Source organism: Corallococcus carmarthensis (assembly GCF_003611695.1).
Lineage (GTDB): Bacteria > Myxococcota > Myxococcia > Myxococcales > Myxococcaceae > Corallococcus > Corallococcus carmarthensis.
The window spans coordinates 17,425-33,625 of sequence record NZ_RAWE01000024.1; the positions used below are offsets into that span (position 1 = coordinate 17,425).

14 protein-coding genes are annotated in these 16,201 nt (G+C 68.6%); 7 read left to right on the forward strand and 7 right to left on the reverse strand.

Annotated elements, in window-relative coordinates; genetic code table 11:
• Nucleotides 1-49 precede the first annotated feature (49 nt).
• Entirely contained in the window at nucleotides 50-541 is a 492-nt protein-coding gene (locus tag D7X32_RS09655) for an anthrone oxygenase family protein (RefSeq protein ID WP_120602224.1), read from the reverse strand.
• Nucleotides 542-618: 77 nt separating this feature from the next.
• Between D7X32_RS09655 and D7X32_RS09660 the strand changes: the two genes are divergently transcribed.
• The 5 genes from D7X32_RS09660 to D7X32_RS09680 all read left to right on the forward strand — a co-directional run bounded on the left by D7X32_RS09660 (nucleotide 619) and on the right by D7X32_RS09680 (nucleotide 7,753).
• A complete protein-coding gene (locus tag D7X32_RS09660; protein ID WP_120602225.1) occupies nucleotides 619-1,407 on the forward strand; it encodes a helix-turn-helix domain-containing protein in 789 nt (262 codons plus the stop codon).
• A 182-nt stretch (nucleotides 1,408-1,589) separates the two neighbouring features.
• Entirely contained in the window at nucleotides 1,590-2,264 is a 675-nt protein-coding gene (locus D7X32_RS09665; RefSeq protein ID WP_120602226.1) for a hypothetical protein, read from the forward strand.
• A 43-nt stretch (nucleotides 2,265-2,307) separates the two neighbouring features.
• Nucleotides 2,308-5,178: an endo-1,C4-beta-glucanase gene (locus tag D7X32_RS09670; RefSeq protein ID WP_120602227.1), complete on the forward strand. Its 2,871-nt coding sequence runs from the start codon at nucleotides 2,308-2,310 to the stop codon at nucleotides 5,176-5,178.
• 173 nt (nucleotides 5,179-5,351) lie between these two features.
• A complete protein-coding gene (locus D7X32_RS09675) occupies nucleotides 5,352-6,419 on the forward strand; it encodes a lipocalin-like domain-containing protein (protein WP_120602228.1) in 1,068 nt (355 codons plus the stop codon).
• A gap of 95 nt (nucleotides 6,420-6,514) precedes the next feature.
• On the forward strand, nucleotides 6,515-7,753 hold the full coding sequence (locus tag D7X32_RS09680) for a serine hydrolase domain-containing protein (protein ID WP_120602229.1): 1,239 nt from the start codon (nucleotides 6,515-6,517) through the stop codon (nucleotides 7,751-7,753).
• Nucleotides 7,754-7,770: 17 nt separating this feature from the next.
• On the opposite strand, the gene D7X32_RS09685 is transcribed toward D7X32_RS09680, so the two are convergent.
• The 5 genes from D7X32_RS09685 to D7X32_RS09705 all read right to left on the reverse strand — a co-directional run bounded on the left by D7X32_RS09685 (nucleotide 7,771) and on the right by D7X32_RS09705 (nucleotide 13,490).
• Nucleotides 7,771-8,316, reverse strand: coding sequence for a tetratricopeptide repeat protein (locus D7X32_RS09685; protein ID WP_244238931.1), 546 nt, complete (start codon nucleotides 8,314-8,316; stop codon nucleotides 7,771-7,773).
• A gap of 57 nt (nucleotides 8,317-8,373) precedes the next feature.
• Nucleotides 8,374-9,480 (reverse strand): DUF1521 domain-containing protein, encoded by a 1,107-nt coding sequence (locus tag D7X32_RS09690; protein WP_120602230.1) that lies wholly within the window; start codon nucleotides 9,478-9,480, stop codon nucleotides 8,374-8,376.
• Between the two features lie 159 nt (nucleotides 9,481-9,639).
• Complete coding sequence (locus D7X32_RS09695) at nucleotides 9,640-11,043, reverse strand: hypothetical protein (RefSeq protein ID WP_120602231.1); 1,404 nt, start codon at nucleotides 11,041-11,043, stop codon at nucleotides 9,640-9,642.
• A 277-nt stretch (nucleotides 11,044-11,320) separates the two neighbouring features.
• Nucleotides 11,321-13,015, reverse strand: a complete 1,695-nt coding sequence (locus D7X32_RS09700; protein WP_158625648.1) for a hypothetical protein — start codon at nucleotides 13,013-13,015, stop codon at nucleotides 11,321-11,323.
• Nucleotides 13,016-13,061: 46 nt separating this feature from the next.
• Nucleotides 13,062-13,490: a helix-turn-helix domain-containing protein gene (locus D7X32_RS09705; protein WP_120602233.1), complete on the reverse strand. Its 429-nt coding sequence runs from the start codon at nucleotides 13,488-13,490 to the stop codon at nucleotides 13,062-13,064.
• Between the two features lie 75 nt (nucleotides 13,491-13,565).
• On the opposite strand from D7X32_RS09705, the gene D7X32_RS09710 reads away from it, so the two are divergent.
• Entirely contained in the window at nucleotides 13,566-14,429 is an 864-nt protein-coding gene (locus D7X32_RS09710) for a class I SAM-dependent methyltransferase (RefSeq protein ID WP_120602234.1), read from the forward strand.
• On the opposite strand, the gene D7X32_RS09715 is transcribed toward D7X32_RS09710, so the two are convergent.
• Nucleotides 14,417-15,154, reverse strand: coding sequence for a dienelactone hydrolase family protein (locus tag D7X32_RS09715; RefSeq protein ID WP_120602235.1), 738 nt, complete (start codon nucleotides 15,152-15,154; stop codon nucleotides 14,417-14,419). The two genes, D7X32_RS09710 and D7X32_RS09715, sit on opposite strands and share 13 nt — an antisense overlap.
• A gap of 260 nt (nucleotides 15,155-15,414) precedes the next feature.
• Here D7X32_RS09715 and D7X32_RS09720 point away from each other — a divergent pair, with 260 nt between their 5' ends.
• Nucleotides 15,415-16,182, forward strand: a complete 768-nt coding sequence (locus tag D7X32_RS09720; protein ID WP_120602236.1) for a zinc-dependent metalloprotease — start codon at nucleotides 15,415-15,417, stop codon at nucleotides 16,180-16,182.
• Nucleotides 16,183-16,201: the final 19 nt, after the last annotated feature.

Below are 16,201 nucleotides of genomic sequence, written 5' to 3' on the forward strand. Positions count from 1 at the left end.
AGGCTCCGCCCGGGGACTGAGTCTAATCCATTTCACAGACACTCACAGCTCAGACGCCTCCCTTCACCCGAATCCATGACAGGGCTTGAAGGGCCGCGAACCAGGACCCCGCCATCAGTGCATGGCGAAGGTGGTTCATCCGGGCCCACCGCATCGCGGTCTCCACGGCCGCTGGCGAGTCGGGGGATTGCATCAGCCGGACCATCGTGGGGATGAAGTACGAGAAGGTCAGGAGCCGGTCCGCGAGCGCCACCAGCGCGGCCCCCAGCCACCAGGAGCGCAGCGGCCCCGTGGCCTGCGTGGCGAAGTAGAGGCTCGCCAGCGTCAGCAGCGTCAACGGCCCCGTGCTGACGAAGCCCCAGAAGCGCCGCCCCACGTCATCCTGCCGCGCCGCCTCCGCGGACCAGTGCGCCCCCGAAGCGTCAAGCCAGCGGGGCAGCATCAGGCGGTGTTCATAGAGCCCCGCGCCGAACGCGACGCCCAGGTTGAGCACGAAGAGCCACAACAGGAGTTCCGCCCCGGAAGGCTTCAGGTTCATCATGGGGACAGCATGCGTCCCGGCCACGCGAGCGTCTTTCGCGCCCTTGTGCTGTTTTTCTCAATCCTGCGGTGTTTCCCATGAGCCCCCGGCACTCCCTGCTCGCCCAGATTGGCGCTGACATCGTCCGCTTCCAGGAAGCCTCCGCGGAGTTCGACTCGGCCGTGGGAGAGGTGCTCGCGCTCGGCCGCGCGGAGCTGACGTGTCTGGCGCAATTGCACTTCGGAGGCCCCGCTCCCCTGAGCGCGGTCGCGCGCGGCGCCGACGTGGAGCGGCTGGAGCTCGCCGGCTACGTCCAGCGGGAAGGCTCCGGAAGCGGCAGGCGGCTCGCGCTCACCGGGCATGCGCGCGAATGGATTGAAACCCTCTGGGGTCCCCTCCAGGCGGATGGCTTCCAATTGATGTCTCCCATGCCGGATGAGGAGCTGAAGGTCATCGCCCGCTTCCTGGGCGAGGCGAGGAAGGCGCAGGACCGCCATGCCGCCCGCGTGGCGAAGCTGCTCCAGGAACCCGGAGGGACGCGAGCGGCGCGGCGGCGAGGTGGCCTCTCCGCCGCCGCGCTCCACCGCGTGCGGCTCTTCATCGAAGCGCACCTCGCGCGGAGGATCCGCGTGGGTGAGCTGGCTCAACGCTCGGGCCTGAGCGTCTTCTACTTCACCCGCGCCTTCCGGCAGTCCATGGGCATGACACCGCATGCCTACGTGCAGCAGCGAAGGGTGGAGCGGGCGCGGGGCCTGTTGAGCCACACGACCCGCTCCCTGGGAGACATCGCGCTGGAGGTCGGCTTCAGCTCACAGAGCCACTTCACCACGGTGTTCCGCCGGGTGACGGGCCTGACGCCCGCCGTCCTGCGGCGCGCGGGACGCTGACCCCCACCCTGCCCGCGAGTCATTGCAACAACGGCTGAATCAAGTGGCGCTCCTGTAAATACTGACACGCATTCCCTGTCATGAAGCACCTCACACCGGGCTTTCAACATGCCCTGGGTTGACAGGAATATCAGCGTTCAGTCAATTTCGCGCCGGGTGAACACAAACGGGAGGGAGGGCCCGTGCCGTTTCGCTCCAAATCCATTGCATTCGTGGGCCTGGGTGGCGCCTGCGTGGCGGCGTTCTTCGTCCTCTGGCACCGCGCTCCAGAGGCCCCGGAGCCCTCGGCGGCTCACGCCGCGCCCGTCGCCGTCCGGCCAGAGCCGGGGCGCGCTCCGGAAGCCATTCCCACCGCGACGCCCGTGCCTTCGTCAGTGGCCCCCGCCCCCACGGTGCAGGGCGAAGCGGAGGCCGCGCTGCGACGCCGGTTGGAGGCCGCCCAGCAGGTCGTCTCCGTTCCTCCCGCGGGCCGGATGCCTTCCGCGGCGGGAGCGCAATCCCTCCCACCGCAGGTGGAGGCCCAACGGCAGGCGGCGCTCCTGGGCTGGAAGCAGGCCGCGCAGCGGTTGATGGATTCCTGCGCGGCACGCCCGAAGGAGCTCCGCCAGCCGGTGGCGCTGGAGGTGGGGTTCGCCCCGAGGCCCGGGGGCGCCGGGGCCTCCGCGTGGACGTTCACACCGGATTGGATCGCCATCCCTCCGCCCGAGCTCCAGCGGCTGTGGAAGGACACGGACCCCGACAAGCTCCAGGCCTGCCTGGACCGCGCGCGGAGCCTTTCCCTGGAAGTGTCTGTCCCTGGCGACACCCCGGCCCATGACGCCCCGCTCTTCGCGGAGAGCGTGCTCGTGCAGCTCTGACGGGCGCGAGTTCAGCACGCCGTAGACAAGGAGAGGAGCAGTGATGCGGATCCCAAGCCGAAGGCTCTCGTTGTGTCTTGCCGCGGTCGTGGCCGCGGTGTCAGGGCTGGCCATCGCGGATGTGGTCATCCTCAATCCCGCGGAGATGAAAGGCCAGGTCTCGTTCGGAAGTGAGACCGTCACCCAGTTCAAGGTGCGCGCCTTTTCACAGGACGGGTTCCAGGCGGAGAAGCTCTTCACGGCGAATCCGTATTCGCTGCTCGCGGAGAGCGGTCATGCCTATCAACCCACGGTCCGGGCCTACTTCAGCAACGCGACCGCGTCGGAGTCCTACCTGGAGGTGACCCAGACCGCCGCCGTCATGCTCACCCAGAGCAGCCCGACCACGGTGAACTTCAACCACGCCAATGCGAGCCGTGTGAACTTCTCGCTCAGCGTGGTCGGGGGAACGGTCTCCAGCTACTCCATCTACGCGTACGCGAACGCCCCGGCGGAGAACACCTTCGCCATTACCTCCAAGAGCTTCAGCACCCCGCAACCCACGTCCGCCTCCAGCTGGGTGTCAGCGCTCCCCGATGACGCGGTGACGGTGTACGGCACGGTCTACCTGACCACCGCGGGCGGAACCCAGGTGCAGCGCAGCCTCAGCCAGCAGACGGTCAACCTGCTCCAGGGACCCACGAGCGTGAACTGGCAGATCGACCTCACCAACACGGGCCAGCTCCACGGTGCGCTGGCCATCAGCCCCAGCAGCGCGGTCTCCAGCCACTCTGTCTACTACCAGGGCGTGGGAGGCACGGCCACCAGCGGCATCAGCGGTAACAAGTACCTCAGCGCCAACTCGCCCTACTCCATCGACCTGCCACCGGGCGCGTATGACGTCTATCTGCGGACGTACTTCCTGCCGGGAAGCCAGAACTCCACCACGAAGTCCTACCGTGTCACCCTGGCCGCTGGCGCCTCGAGCACCCTGGACTTCATCGAAACCCAGGGCACCGGCCAGGTTCCGCTGACCGTGAGCGGCTTCTACACCAACGCGGATATCGCGTCGTTCCAGCTGGGCCACCAGCGCACCGACCCTGCCCCGGGGCTCTCCACCTATGGCTATGACTACACGCTGAAGAACGGAGCGTTCGAGTCGCTGCTCTCACCGGGGAATTGGAAGCGGTACTACCTCTCCCTGAGCCTCTACGACAATTCCAACCCGTTGTTCCCGCTCAACGCCTACGTCCAACGCCAGTATTACAATGACAGCAGCGCTCCGTGGGTCGCGGTCGCGCCTGGCGCGACGGTGAGCCTGGGCGCGGAGAACGTGACGCTCGTCAAGACCACGGCGTACTTCGACGTGCAGGAGTCGTCGGCGGAGGCGCCGGAAATCCCGCTCAGCAGCCCCTACGCCTATCTGACCCGGTACGTCATGAACAGCGACAACACCACCCGGTCGTACCACTACGCCCGGGGCTACGGCTCCAGCGCCAGCCAGGCCCTGTCCTCGTTCACGCTGGTCGCCGAGCCGGGCACGTACAGCATGCAAGCCTTCGCCACGGTCAACGGCGGCCTCACGCAGTTCTCCAACCAGAGCATCACCTTCGCGGCTCCGGCCCAGACACCGGAAGGGGTGGACGTGACCGTCACACCCGTGGAGAACGAGGACCTCGTGGTGAATGTCACCTTCCCACTGGTGACGGACCCGGGTGTCACCACGGTGGTCGAAACGCCGCTCGCGCCCGAACCGCCGAAGGGCATCCAGCTGTTCTGCGCCGACGGCGCGAGCGCGGAGGGCATCGAGTGCAGCCCGCTCTATTACGACATCGAGACCACGGCCGGGTTCTCCGAGGCGACGGTGTGCGTCCGCAGGAAGTTCAAGGGCGCCAACGGGCTGGCGTTCTTCCTGCGCCTCTTCCACTTCAATGAAAACATCCCGCCCGCGGGCAAGTGGGAGGAATTGCCCGCGCCTCCGGGCATGGACAGTCCGGCCATCGACTGCGCGGACGACCTGGCGGCCTGCGGCTGCACCAGCCTGGAGGACTGCGGCATCGACTACAGCTCGGATCCTCCGGTGAGCGTCATCCAGGTCTGCGGCGTGACGACCGGCTTCTCGCCCTTCGCGGTGGGCGCGGTGAAGGAGGAGTTCACGAACACGGTGGGCGGCGTGGAATACACGGGGCCCACCGGGCCGCCGTCGCTCCAGACCTGGTCCGTGCCCGCGACCGGCACGTACAAGGTCACCGCCGTCGGCGCGAGCGGCGCGAGCGCCACGCAGGCCCAGGCGCAGCAGATCCAGGGAGGCTGCGGCGCGGAGCTCAGCGGCACCTTCGACCTCCAGGAGGGTGACACGCTGCAGATATTGGTGGGCCAGAAGGGCACCGCGGCCACGTACAGCGGCGGCGGCGGTGGCGGCACCTTCGTGCTCCGCAATGGTTCGCCCCTGCTCATCGCGGGCGGCGGCGGCGGCGTCCGCGCGGGCGCGACGGTGGCGGGACGCCCTGGCAGCGCGGGCACGGCCGGCGTGGCGGGCTCGGTCAGCGCCAACTACACGTCCGGGTTCGTGGCGGGCGGAACGGGAGGCCTGGGCGGCTCGCGGTCCGCGTCCTACGGCGCGGGCGGCGGTGGCTGGTCCGGCAACGGCGCGGTGGATGGCAACTACGGAGAAGGCGGCTTCGCGCTCCGTGACGGCGGCCAGGGCGGCACCGCGAAGACCTGCGGCGGCCTGGCGCACGGTGGCTACGGCGGTGGCGGCTCGGGCAACGGCTGCTACGGCGGTGGCGGTGGCGGTGGCTACTCCGGCGGCGGCGGCGGCCGCGTCGGCGGTGGCGGCGGCTCGCTGAACACCAGCACCAAGCCCGAGGCCACTGAAGGCACGTGCACGCCGAACGGCCACGGACGCGCCACCATCTCCATCCAACCCGGATAGTCCTCCGGGCAGGCAGTCCCATGGCGGCCGTCCCCGCGAACACCGGGGAGGGCCGCCATGTCGTTTCAGGGAGCAGGGGTTGGGAAGATCAGGCCCGGAGCGCGTAGAAGCGAATGACCGGCGCTTTCACCGGAACCTCCCGGCGGCTGAGCCCTCCTCCCAGGCACCCCATCATGGCCCGTCCCAAGAGTCCCCTCGTCTGGATCCTCCTCGCGGTCGGAGGCGCCTGCGCGCTGTGCTGCACCGGTACCCTGGGGCTCATGGCCCTGGGCCTCTTCGCCGGAGACAGCAACACTCCCGGAACTCCGGCCGCGGTGGCAGGCGGCGCGGTGAACCGGGCGCGCGGCAGCCCCGGCGAACCTGGAGGCTTCGCGTTCGACGCGCCCCAGGGCTGGAAGACCCAGCAGGACGGGCGGTTCATCCTCGAGTGGACCGACCGGGGCGACACCCTGGGCGTGGAGGCGCTCCGGCTGCCGGCCGTACCCGGGCTCGACGGTGCCGAGGGCAAGCTCGCGCGGCTGTGGCAGGAGCGCATTGGCGCGGACTGGAACGACGTGAAGCCGAACCCGCTGGTGATGCGGCGCTTCGTGGCCAACGGGGCCCGCGCCTTCTTCACCGCGGCGGTGGTGCGCGCGAAGAACAACGGCCGGACCTTCCGCGTGAGCCTCTACCTGGTGGAGGCGGGCGACCGGTTGGAGCCGCTGGTGTTCATCCAGAGCTTCATGAACCCGCCGGGCAGCGCGGGCGAGGAGATGTCGGCCTCGTTCTCCTGGAACACGACCTACGTCCGGGTGGAGGAGGCGCTGAAGGGCGTGCGCGGAAGCCCCGTGGGCCTGCCGCTGGTGGACGACGCGGAGGTGGTGGGCCACTTCATCTACGGCACCAGCACCGCGGGCCAGTGGGTCAACACCTATACCGGGAGCACGACCATGACGGCGGTCTCCTACAGCGTCGACTACACCTTCGGCGCCGATCACGCGTTCCAATACAAGTACGCGGGCGCGTCCGGCCAGGTGGGCGCGATGAAGTTCGGCTCCGAGGACGACCAGGGCACCTGGAGCGTGAAACACGACGTGCTGACGCTCACCGGAGCGAAGCGGACACGCCGGTACCTGCTCATCGGGGCCGCGCGCATGCCGGAGGGAAAGCGCACGCTCTACCTCATGCCCGAACACCCGGGCTGGTCGCTGGCCCCGGGCGCCATCGGGCAGAACGGCGAGCTGTACGTGGCGGCGGACTGAAGTTCCGCCCTTCCTGGTGACACCGCCAGGAAGCACCGGTGTTCCATCCGCCGGCCGCGAAGCGCCGGCCCTTCCCTCACAGGAGATGGAACAACATGGCTGTCCTGCACCGAGGACTGCGGGTGGGTATGGCATTGCTCGCGAGCGTCATGGCCCCCGCCTGCGGACCGGAGCTCCCGTTCGGAAGCGACCTGGACCTGGGCGAATTGAAGGCCCAGGAGCTGGGGGTGGAGACGGCGCTGCCGCCCTTGAACCGCGAGGCGCTTCGACAGGCCATCGCGGGGCTGCCGAACGCGGAGGTGTCTGGCGCGCTGGTCCGGGTGAGCGGCGCGGACGGACGCTGGCTGGGCACGTCCGGAGTGGCCGACCTCCGCACCGGCGCCCCGGTGCCCGCGGACGCGCACTTCCGCATTGGCAGCATGACCAAGACGTTCACGGCCACCGTCGTGCTGCAGCTCGCCGCCGAGGGGCGCGTGGACCTGGACCGGCCCGTCCAGCACTACCTGCCGCGCCTGCTGCCCGCGGGCGTCTACGCGCCCATCACCGTGCGCCAGCTGCTCAATCACACCCACGGCCTGCCCGGCGTGCCGGTGCCCCAGAAGGACCCGGCGTGGTTCGCCGAGAACCGGTTCCGGCGCTTCAGCCCCCGCGAGCTCGTCTCGCTGTCGCTGCCGCCGGGCCCGCGCTTCGCCCCGGGCACGCAACAGGAGTACGGCAACATCGGCTACATCGTCGCGGGGCTGCTCATCGAACAGGTGACGGGCCGCCCCTATGGGGACGCGGTGCGCGAGCGCATCCTCCGGCCGCTGCACCTGCGCGACACGTTCGTGCCCGGCAACGACGTGACCCTTCCCGGGCGGCATGCGCATGGCTATGAGGAGGTCTCGCCGGAGGATGGACAGTGCCCGGCGGGCGCCATCCCCTACGGCACGCGCTGCCTGGTGGACGTCACCGAGGCCAGCCAGTCCGTCCCCTGGGCCGCCGGAGAGATGATCTCCACCGCCGAGGACCTGGACCGCTTCCTCGTCGCGCTCTTCCAGGGGCGGCTCCTGCCGCGCAAGCAACTGGAGGAGCTGTTCACCGTCCCGGACCTGCCCGCCACGGGAGGCGGCCGCGCCAGCTACAGCGCGGGCCTCAGCCGCTACGAGCTGGGCGGCGTCACCTTCTGGGGCAAGAGCGGCGACCGGCACGGCTACAACAACGGGATGGGCGCCACGCGGGACCTGCGCCGGCGCCTCGTCTATTCGGTCAACACGCTCCACATGGGAGGGGACCAGCCCGCCATCGCCGCGCGGATCATCGCGGCGGCCCTGCTGGGGCCCTCCCAACCTTGAGAGGGCCCTGAAGGCGCCTACTTCTTCGCGGCGGGCTTCGCCTTCGCCTGCTCCGCCTGCTTCTTGAGGGCGAGCAGCGTCCCGCGGGCCCGCTGCGTGGACTTGCGGCGCAGGGCGGGGTCGTACTCGATGGCCTTGCCCAGGTCCTTCAGCCCTTCCGGCACCTTGCCGCGCCGCAGGAGGATTTCGCCGCGGCCCACCAGCGCGTCCACGTTGGAGCTGTTGAAGCGCAGGGCCTGGTCGTATGCCTCGAAGGCGTCATCCACCCGGTCCACCGTCATGTACGCGGCGCCCAGCTGCGCACGGAACACCGTGTCGTGCGGCGAGGCGGCCACCAGGCCTTCGAAGATCTGCAGCGCGACCTTCGTGCGGCCGGCCTGGAGCATCTGGTGGCCCGTGGCGGCGTACTTGTAGAGCCGATCGTTCGACAGCCCGAGGAACTGGCCGAGCGTGACCTCTCCCCGGATGAGTTCCTCCGCCAGCGGCGGTGCATCCTTCGGCCCGTCCTTGGGGGACTCGGCCTTGTTGCTCACGGCCTTGCTGCTTGCGGCCTTGCTGCTCACGGGCACCTCACGCCGGGGGACCTGGTGCAAGCGCCCCCCGAAGTCAGCGGGTCAAGATCAAACGAACAGGTTGCGCTTGACGATATCATTCAAGCGGCCGACGTCGTCGAGCGCGCCGAACATGTTCTTCACGCTGTCGAAGGCCTTCTGGATGCCCTCGCGGTGCTCGTCCTTGTCGTACTTGCCCAGGTCGTCCGCGCCCGTGAACGGGTTGAAGCCCAGCGCCTGGGTGTTGCCCAGCGCGTTGAAGGTCTTCGTGACGGCCTCGGTGGCCTTGCTCAGCGCGTTGTCGCGGGTCGCGTCGAAGGTCGCCTTGTTGAACGTGGCCGAGCTGGTCTTGCCGTCCGCGCTGGAGATGGACTTCTCGCTCAGCGTCATGAAGTCGCCGGTCTTGAACTTGTCCACGGTGCCATCGTTGCCCGTCACCTCGCGGCCCACGTAGGACCAGGAGGCCGTGGAGTCGCCCATGTTCAGGCGGTCCTCGATGTGCTTGGTGGTGAAGTCCGCGGAGGTCTCCCAGCCGTCCTTCGTGATGGGGCCGACCTTGCCCTTGCCCTTGTCGACGTCCGTGACCTGCACGTGGTCGTCGCCGCAGGTGATGTCGAGCTTGCCCGTCACCGTCATGCCGTTGCCGTACGGCACGGTGCCCACGTGGATCTGCGTGCCGTCACCCAGCACGAAGGTGGTGTCGCGCTTGAAGTCGAACTTGCCGCCGTCGCTCTCGTCGACGTGCGGGTCGCCCCAGATGCGGGTGCTCTTGCCGTCCGGGCCGGAGATCTTCCACTCCTGCGTGCCCAGCTGTTCAATCTTGTAGCCGCCCGGCGTGGTGATGACGCCGTTGTTGTCCACCTTGAGCTTGTCCGCGGGGCGCATCTGCGCCTCCCACTTCGGCGCCTCCGAGGGGAAGGCCCCGTTCGTCGCGTTCTGCTGCGCGTCGGACGTGGGCGACTGGCCGGTCACGAACGCGCTGCCGTCGGCGGTCTTCGTGGAGGCAGGCTGCGCGGCCGCCTGCTTGAGCTGCGCATCGATGAGCGACAGCGCCTCGTTGGCGGTCGACTCGATGAGCTTGATGTTCTTCGCCAGCTCCGCCTCGCTCAGGCCGGGGGCGTTGGTGTTGGTCTGGAGGACGCGCGCGCTGTTGCCGGTGGAGGTGATACCAGCCATGTCTTCCCCTCGATGATGGGCGCGCCTCAAGAGGCGCGGGGTGTCTGAAACGGGATTATCCAGAGCCCGCGATCAGAAGTTGTGCCTACACGGTGAATTTCAGCAGGGAGGGAACCGGAGCGCCAGTCCCGGCAGGAGGCTGGCGCCAAGCCCGCGAAACTACTGGTTATCCAGCGCGGTGCGCAGGCCGGTGAGGAAGGCGTACTTGATGGCGGTGGCGCTCTGCTTGTCGTCCGCCATCTTGGTGGCCATCTGCATCCAGGCTTTGATCTCCGTGTCGCCGGGGGGCCGGGAGTTGGGCCCCAGGACCTCGCGGAAGGCCTCGAGCAGCACGCGGGTCAGCGTGCCCCGGTCCGTCTTGTCCAGGCCGTCGCGGGCCTCGCGCATCATGGACGGCAGCGTGTTCTTCACGCCGGAGGCGTTCAGCTTGTTGTCGTCCACCAGCTTCTTGGCCTCCTTCTCCCAGTGGGCCAACTCCGAGGGATTGGGGTCGCGGCCGTAGGTGTTCTTGAAGGCGTCCTTCGCCAGCCGGCTCAAGGTGGCGGCGTCCGTCTTGTCCAGGCCGTCGCGCACGTCGCGCATCATGGCCGGCAGCGTGTTCTTCACGCCGGTGGCGTTCATCTTGTTGTCGTCCACCAGCTTCTTGGCCTCCTTCTCCCAGCGGGCCATCTCGGTGGGGTTGGGCTCACGGCCGAAGGTGGTCTTGAAGGCGTCCTTGGCCAGGTTGCGCAGGGTGGCGGCGTCCGTCTTGTCCAGGCCGTCACGCACGTCGCGCATCATGGAGGGCAGCGTGGTCTTCACGCCGGTGGCGCTCATCTTCTGGTCGTCCACCAGCTTCTTGGCCTCCCCTTCCCACCGGGCCAGCTCGCTGGCGTTGGGCTCGCGGCCGAAGACGGACTTGAAGGTCTCCTTCGCCAGGCCGCGCAGCGCGGCGGGGTCGGTCTTGTCCAGGCCGTCGCGCACCTCTCGCATCATGGAGGGGAGGTTGTACTTGATGGAGATGGCGTCCATCCCCTTGTCCGCCAGCTTCTGGGCTTCGTTGACCCACCGGCTGAGCTCGTCTCCACCGGGGGCCCGGCCGAAGGTGGTCTTGAAGGTCTCGACCGCCAGGTTGCGCAGCTCGGCCGCGCCAGGCTTCACGGTGGTGCCGGCCTGGATGGCGCGGAGCTTCTCGATGACGGCGTATTTGATCTCCGTGGCGTTCTTGCCCTTGCCGGCGAGCTCGTTCGCGAGGTTGATCATCTCCCTGCGCTCGCTGGTGGTGGGGACGCGGCCGATCTGCTGGTAGGCCTCGGTCACCTTGGTGTCGATGGCGGACGGGCTGGGCCGGCTGTCAGGCAGCAGCGGCCCCTTGGGCGCGGGGGCCGCCTGCGCCGTGACGTAGCTGGTCCGCGCCACGTCCGCCGTCGGAGCCGCCGCGGGGGTCGCCGCCACCGCCTGCGTGGCGGTCAGCTGCTGAAAGCTTTGCAGGAATTGGAGTTCCGTTGCCTGTCCCGACTTCACCGGTGTCTGGGTCTGGGAACTGGAAGGAACAGCATTGAGCGCGCGCTCGGTAATCTTCACGGAATCTCCTTGGGAACAGCGGGAGTCCTCCCCCGTCTTCGATTATCCCAGGATACCCAGCAAAGTTGTCCTAAGCGCAAGAACCGGAAATTTCTACAGGAAATGCAAAGAAAATCGATGTCTGGCATCCCCCGGGTGGGCGCTTGTGTTGTGCATTGCCACACAACGCAACGCATCAACAAAGACGCACAGGCCAGACGTCTGCTTGCTTGCCGGTGAGGGCATGGCCCGCGCGCTCAAGCTGCGTCAGTCATTGCGCAAGGGCCGGACCGTCTGCTCACGGGGTGCCGGAGCCGGGGCGGTGGTGGGCCAGCGGGTCTTGCTTCGTCTCCACGCACCTGGCGCCCTGCGCCTGGGCCCTGCGGACCCGTGCATCGCAGTGCTGCCACGCTCCAGCGGGCGTGGCGAAATGCCCACCCAGGTGGACGCCGCAGGAGGGGGTGTGTCCCCAGATGTCGCCCTGCAGCCAGTAGAGGAACGTCTCCGTCATTTCCCCTCCCCTCGAGCAGGCGATGTAGTGCGGCTTGCCATCCGCCTGGAAGAACGCGCTCGTCGTCGCGTTCGGGACCTGTATTTTCGGCGGAAGGACGGTCTCGAAGCGCGCCTGGAAGGCCGGCACCCGGGTGCCATCCGCCGCGAGCCGGAGAGGCGGCGTCACCTTCTGACCCGCGAGCTCGTCAAAGAGGCCATGCACCACCACCGACCCGTCCGGCATCGCCGCCACCAGCGAGAGGAAGCCCGAGGTGTCGGGGTTCTGCTTCACGGCCTCGGCCGCCTTGCGGTAGCGCAGCCCCGTGCCAAGCCCCGCCTGGAACCGGGCATCCACTGAACCGTCCGCCTTCAAGCGCACCAGGCCCGGAGCGCGCCAGGGGCCCTGCGGCGGATCCACCACGGGGATGTTGTTCTGGGCCAGGACGATGGACCCGCCCGGTCCCATCCCCATCTGCGGCACGAACATGAAGCGGCCCTGGGGATACTCCCCCTCCTGCCGGAAGGGCTGAAAGGCAGGGTCGAGCCGTCCGCCGGACGTCAGACGCACGACGTGCGCGCGCGTGTCCCCCTGGGAGAGCTCCCCCACCCCAACGACCGAGCCGCCTGGCCCCGGGGCGATGAGGCTCAACTCGAGACCGCCCTCGTCCTCCATCAGCCAGGAGATGAGGGGCGTGTTGAAGCGCGTGTCGGGCTTCCATTCCGCGTTGAGCGCGAGCACGGGAATTTCGGTCCGGCGTCCCTCCGCGATGAACCGGCCGCTCAGGAAGAGGCCTCCATCAGCGCGCGCGCGGACCTGCTTCAACACGTACCAGCCCAGCCGCAGCTGCCTCAGGTTTGAGTCGAAGCGCTGGGCGCGGTCGAGGGCGCCGTCGGGGGTGAAGCGCAGCAGCCACAGCGGCGCCTCCTTCAGGTACGCCTCATCGGGCGTCGACGCCGCGACGATGAGCCGCGACTTCGCATCCACCTCCGCGGTGATGATGAATGACGAAGCGCCCACCTTCTCGAGCAGCGCCTGCTGGACCTTCTGATTGAAGGCCTCGGCCCGGGCGCCTTTCGCCGTGTGGCGGATGAGCACGTGGGCCACGTCCGCGGGCCCGCTCTCGCCGCTGGGCGCCTTCGCGTCGCGGGAATGGTACGTGGCGATGTAGCCGCCGGAAGGCACGGCGAGCAGTTGCACGAGCTCCTTCATCCGGTCCCGGTCGGACGCGGCTTCGAGCGCCACGGACACCGGCGACGTGTCGCGTTTGCCCAAGGCGTCGATGACCACGAGGCTGCCTACGGGCTCGCCGTTCAGCCGGTTGCAGGTGTGCCCCACCACGCCCCAGGCGCCCTTGGGCGCGGGCACCAGGGCCACGAGCTCGCAGTCTTCATTCGGCGCGTTGAACTTGTCATAGGGCGACCAGATCTCTTCCTCGGCGAAGGCCGCACCGCTCAGCGCCAGCACGAGCAGCGCCGTGCCCGCATTCCTCAAAGCCATCATCACGCGCTCCCGTCCGGGTCCAGGCCGCGCCATCGTGGCACGGGGTCTACCGCCGCGGAGCCTGCTTCCTTCGCGCGCCCATCGCGCCTGACGCGGCGCCCCGCAGGAGTCGGCGGAAGGTGGGGCATTCCATATGACTGGGCGCGGAACAGGCCGCGGCGTGGCGCAGGCCGTCGCGCATCGCGCTCAGCTCACGGATGGTCTTGTCCAGTTGCTCCGCCCTGTCCGCGAGCATCCGCCGGTCGATGCGCGGATGGCCGTCCGGCGCGAACATGCGCGCGATCTCGTCGAGCGAGAAACCGGCCGCGCGCCCCATGGCAATCAACGCCAGCCGCTCCAGCACGCCGGGTTCGAACAGGCGGCGAAGACCCCGCCTGCCACTGGAGGCGATCAGCCCCTTCTCCTCATAGAACCGCAGCGTCGAGGCAGGAACGCCGGAGCGCCGCGCCACCTCCGTGATGTCCAGTGCCGTCATCCTCTTGACCTCAAGTCGACTTGAAGTGGCACCCTGCGGCTTCTGGTTCATGAAGGCAAGCAGGAGGAGACGCCCATGGATGACACGCGCAAGCCCGAGGATGAGCAGACAAAGCTTTGGAATGGCTCCGCCGGATGGGCCTGGGTCGAGACACAGGAGGTGCTCGATTCGATGTTCAGGCCGTTTGAAGACCTGCTCGTGGAGGCGGCCGTCGCCCGCTCCGCGCGCCGGGTGCTCGACGTCGGCTGCGGCACGGGCGGCACCACGCTCGCGGTCGCCAGGCGGCTCGGTGAGCAGGGGCGCTGCACTGGCGTCGACATCTCGGAGCCCATGGTCGCCGCCGCCCGGACCCGCGCCGAACGGGAAGGCACTCCGGCACGCTTCATCCGAGCCAACGCGCAGCTCCATGCCTTCGAGCCCGCGAGCTTCGACCTGCTCCTCTCGCGCTTCGGCGTCATGTTCTTCGACGACTCCGTCCAGGCCTTCGCGAACCTGCGGCGTGCCGCGCGGGATGACGCCGGGCTCCTGTTCATCGCCTGGAGGAGCCCCGCGGAAAATCCGTTCATGACGACGGCCGAGCGTGCCGCGGCGCCGCTCATGCCGAACCTCCCCGCCCGCCGGCCGGACGCGCCAGGGCAGTTCGCCTTCGCGGACTCGCACCGGGTCCACCGCATCCTGGAGGAGAGCGGCTGGTCAGGAATCGACATCCAGCCGCTGGATGTGACCTGCACCCTGTCTGAGCGGGAGCTGGTCCGTTACTTCACCCGGCTCGGTCCCGTCGGCCGGTTCCTGCACGAAGCGGACGAGCGGACCCGCACCCGGGTCATCGAAACGGTCCGCGCCGCCTTCGAGCCCTATGTGTTTGGGACGGAGGTCCGGTTCACCGCGGCCTGCTGGAAGGTCGGCGCCCGAGCGCCAGCCGCCCGTCACTCCCGATAGAGGGTGCGGCTCAGGAAGCCGAGCGCCCGGCCCCACGCGTTGTTCCAGTCCTCCGCCCGCATGGTGTGGTCCGACTCCGGGTACTCGTAGTGGCTGACGTGCGAGCCCAGGCCGGGGAACTCCCCCCAGAGACGGTGCGCGAAGTCCCGGGCCTGATGCGCGGGGACGAGCTGATCCCTCCCCGCGTTCAGCAGGAGCAAGGGATTGCGCGCGCAGTCCCAGGGGCGGTGGACGGGCGCGTCCTGCATCAGCCAGCGCAGCTCGTCCGTCACGTGGCCATCCCGCGGCGTCCAGTCCGGCGAGCCAAGGATGGACACCGTCGCCTGGACGCGGGCGTCCCGGGCCGCCACGGCCAGCGCGGTGTATGCGCCGAACGACACACCCACGAGCCCGATGGGCCCATGGCCCTCGGCCACCACATGGTCGATGACCCGTGACACCTCCGGGACGGCCTCGCGGATGAAGTACAGCAGGCGCGCGTGGTAGTCCGTCGGGCCCAGCGAGGGCATCCCGTCGAGCCAGCCGTCGCGCCGGGCGCCATGGTGCGGGGCGTCCATGCCGACGGCGGCCATGCCCCACGTCGCGAGCGCATCCAACTCCCCGCGCTGCGCGTCGGCATTCGAGAACAGCCCATGCAGCACGATGACAGCGGGGCCGGGCCGGGGCTCGTGGTGCACCTTGAGGACGGGGATGTGACCGTCCACGTGGAAGCGGTGTGATTGCATGGCTGAAACAAGCGATCCGTACATGCGGCAAGCAGGAGACACGCGCTCCGTGAAACCACGAGCCCGCATCATGGGGGCCCATGAGAAATCGTGGCGTGTTGGCAGGTATTTCCACACTCGCGAGTTAGGTTCGCTTGACTACAATTTCTCGTTTTATTGGATTCCACGAATAGAACCCTCTAAAACATCGACAGTCCATCCCGGCGCTCCCGTACTGGGACCGGGAGCTGGGCTGATCCACGTCAAGAGGGGCGACGAACATGTTCAAGAAGGCTGCTGTCCTCGTGGTGAGCTGTGGCGCGCTGCTGACGGCCTGCGGTGGCGATGCGCAGAGCGAGAATGAGGAGATCGTCTCCAACCTGATCGAGGCTGGCTTTCCGGCCAGCGACATCATGGTCGTCGACAACGCGGTGTACGTGGGGCGCGACGCTCACGTGAGCCTGGATGCCTCCCGGGAGATGCTCCAGGCCGGCAGTGAGACGGCGGAGCAGTACCGGACGACCAACCTCGTCGGCACCAGCGTGACGAAGATCTGCGTCATCCCCACCGCCCAGTTCAACAGCTACAGCCGCCTCAGCGCGGGGCTCGACCTGGCCATCGAGAACTACAACAGCCAGGGGCTGCGCATCACCTTCGCGCGCGGCTCGGCGTCCGACTGCACCGCGACCATCTCCGCGAAGACGACCAGCGGTGTCGGCGGCTCGTCCGGCTTCCCCAAGGGCGGCAAGCCCTACGGCACCCTCAACATCGGCGTCGGGCTGCAGGACTACAGCGTGGACGTGAACGAGCACGTCATCACCCACGAGATTGGCCACACCATCGGGTTCCGCCACACGGACTACTACGACCGGTCCATCAGCTGCGGCACCGGCGGCGACGAAGGCGCGTCCAACGTGGGCGCCATCCACATCCCCGGGACGCCGACCACCGCCACGCGGGGCGGCTCGGTGATGAACTCCTGCTTCAGCTCGAACGAAAGCGGCGAGTGGAGCAGCTCCGACCGCACGGCGCTGGACTACCTCTACTAGCGCGGGCCGTGCGCTGGGA

Bases quoted from the DNA above. Each gene is read 5' to 3' on its own strand.
- D7X32_RS09655 (WP_120602224.1), bottom strand. From the start codon at position 541: ATGATGAACCTGAAGCCTTCCGGGGCGGAACTCCTGTTGTGGCTCTTC.
- D7X32_RS09690 (WP_120602230.1), bottom strand. From the start codon at position 9,480: ATGGCTGGTATCACCTCCACCGGCAACAGCGCGCGCGTCCTCCAGACC.
- D7X32_RS09720 (WP_120602236.1), top strand. From the start codon at position 15,415: ATGTTCAAGAAGGCTGCTGTCCTCGTGGTGAGCTGTGGCGCGCTGCTG.
- D7X32_RS09680 (WP_120602229.1), top strand. From the start codon at position 6,515: ATGGCTGTCCTGCACCGAGGACTGCGGGTGGGTATGGCATTGCTCGCG.
- D7X32_RS09705 (WP_120602233.1), bottom strand. From the start codon at position 13,490: ATGACGGCACTGGACATCACGGAGGTGGCGCGGCGCTCCGGCGTTCCT.
- D7X32_RS09715 (WP_120602235.1), bottom strand. From the start codon at position 15,154: ATGCAATCACACCGCTTCCACGTGGACGGTCACATCCCCGTCCTCAAG.
- D7X32_RS09670 (WP_120602227.1), top strand. From the start codon at position 2,308: ATGCGGATCCCAAGCCGAAGGCTCTCGTTGTGTCTTGCCGCGGTCGTG.
- D7X32_RS09710 (WP_120602234.1), top strand. From the start codon at position 13,566: ATGGATGACACGCGCAAGCCCGAGGATGAGCAGACAAAGCTTTGGAAT.
- D7X32_RS09700 (WP_158625648.1), bottom strand. From the start codon at position 13,015: ATGATGGCTTTGAGGAATGCGGGCACGGCGCTGCTCGTGCTGGCGCTG.
- D7X32_RS09675 (WP_120602228.1), top strand. From the start codon at position 5,352: ATGGCCCGTCCCAAGAGTCCCCTCGTCTGGATCCTCCTCGCGGTCGGA.
- D7X32_RS09660 (WP_120602225.1), top strand. From the start codon at position 619: ATGAGCCCCCGGCACTCCCTGCTCGCCCAGATTGGCGCTGACATCGTC.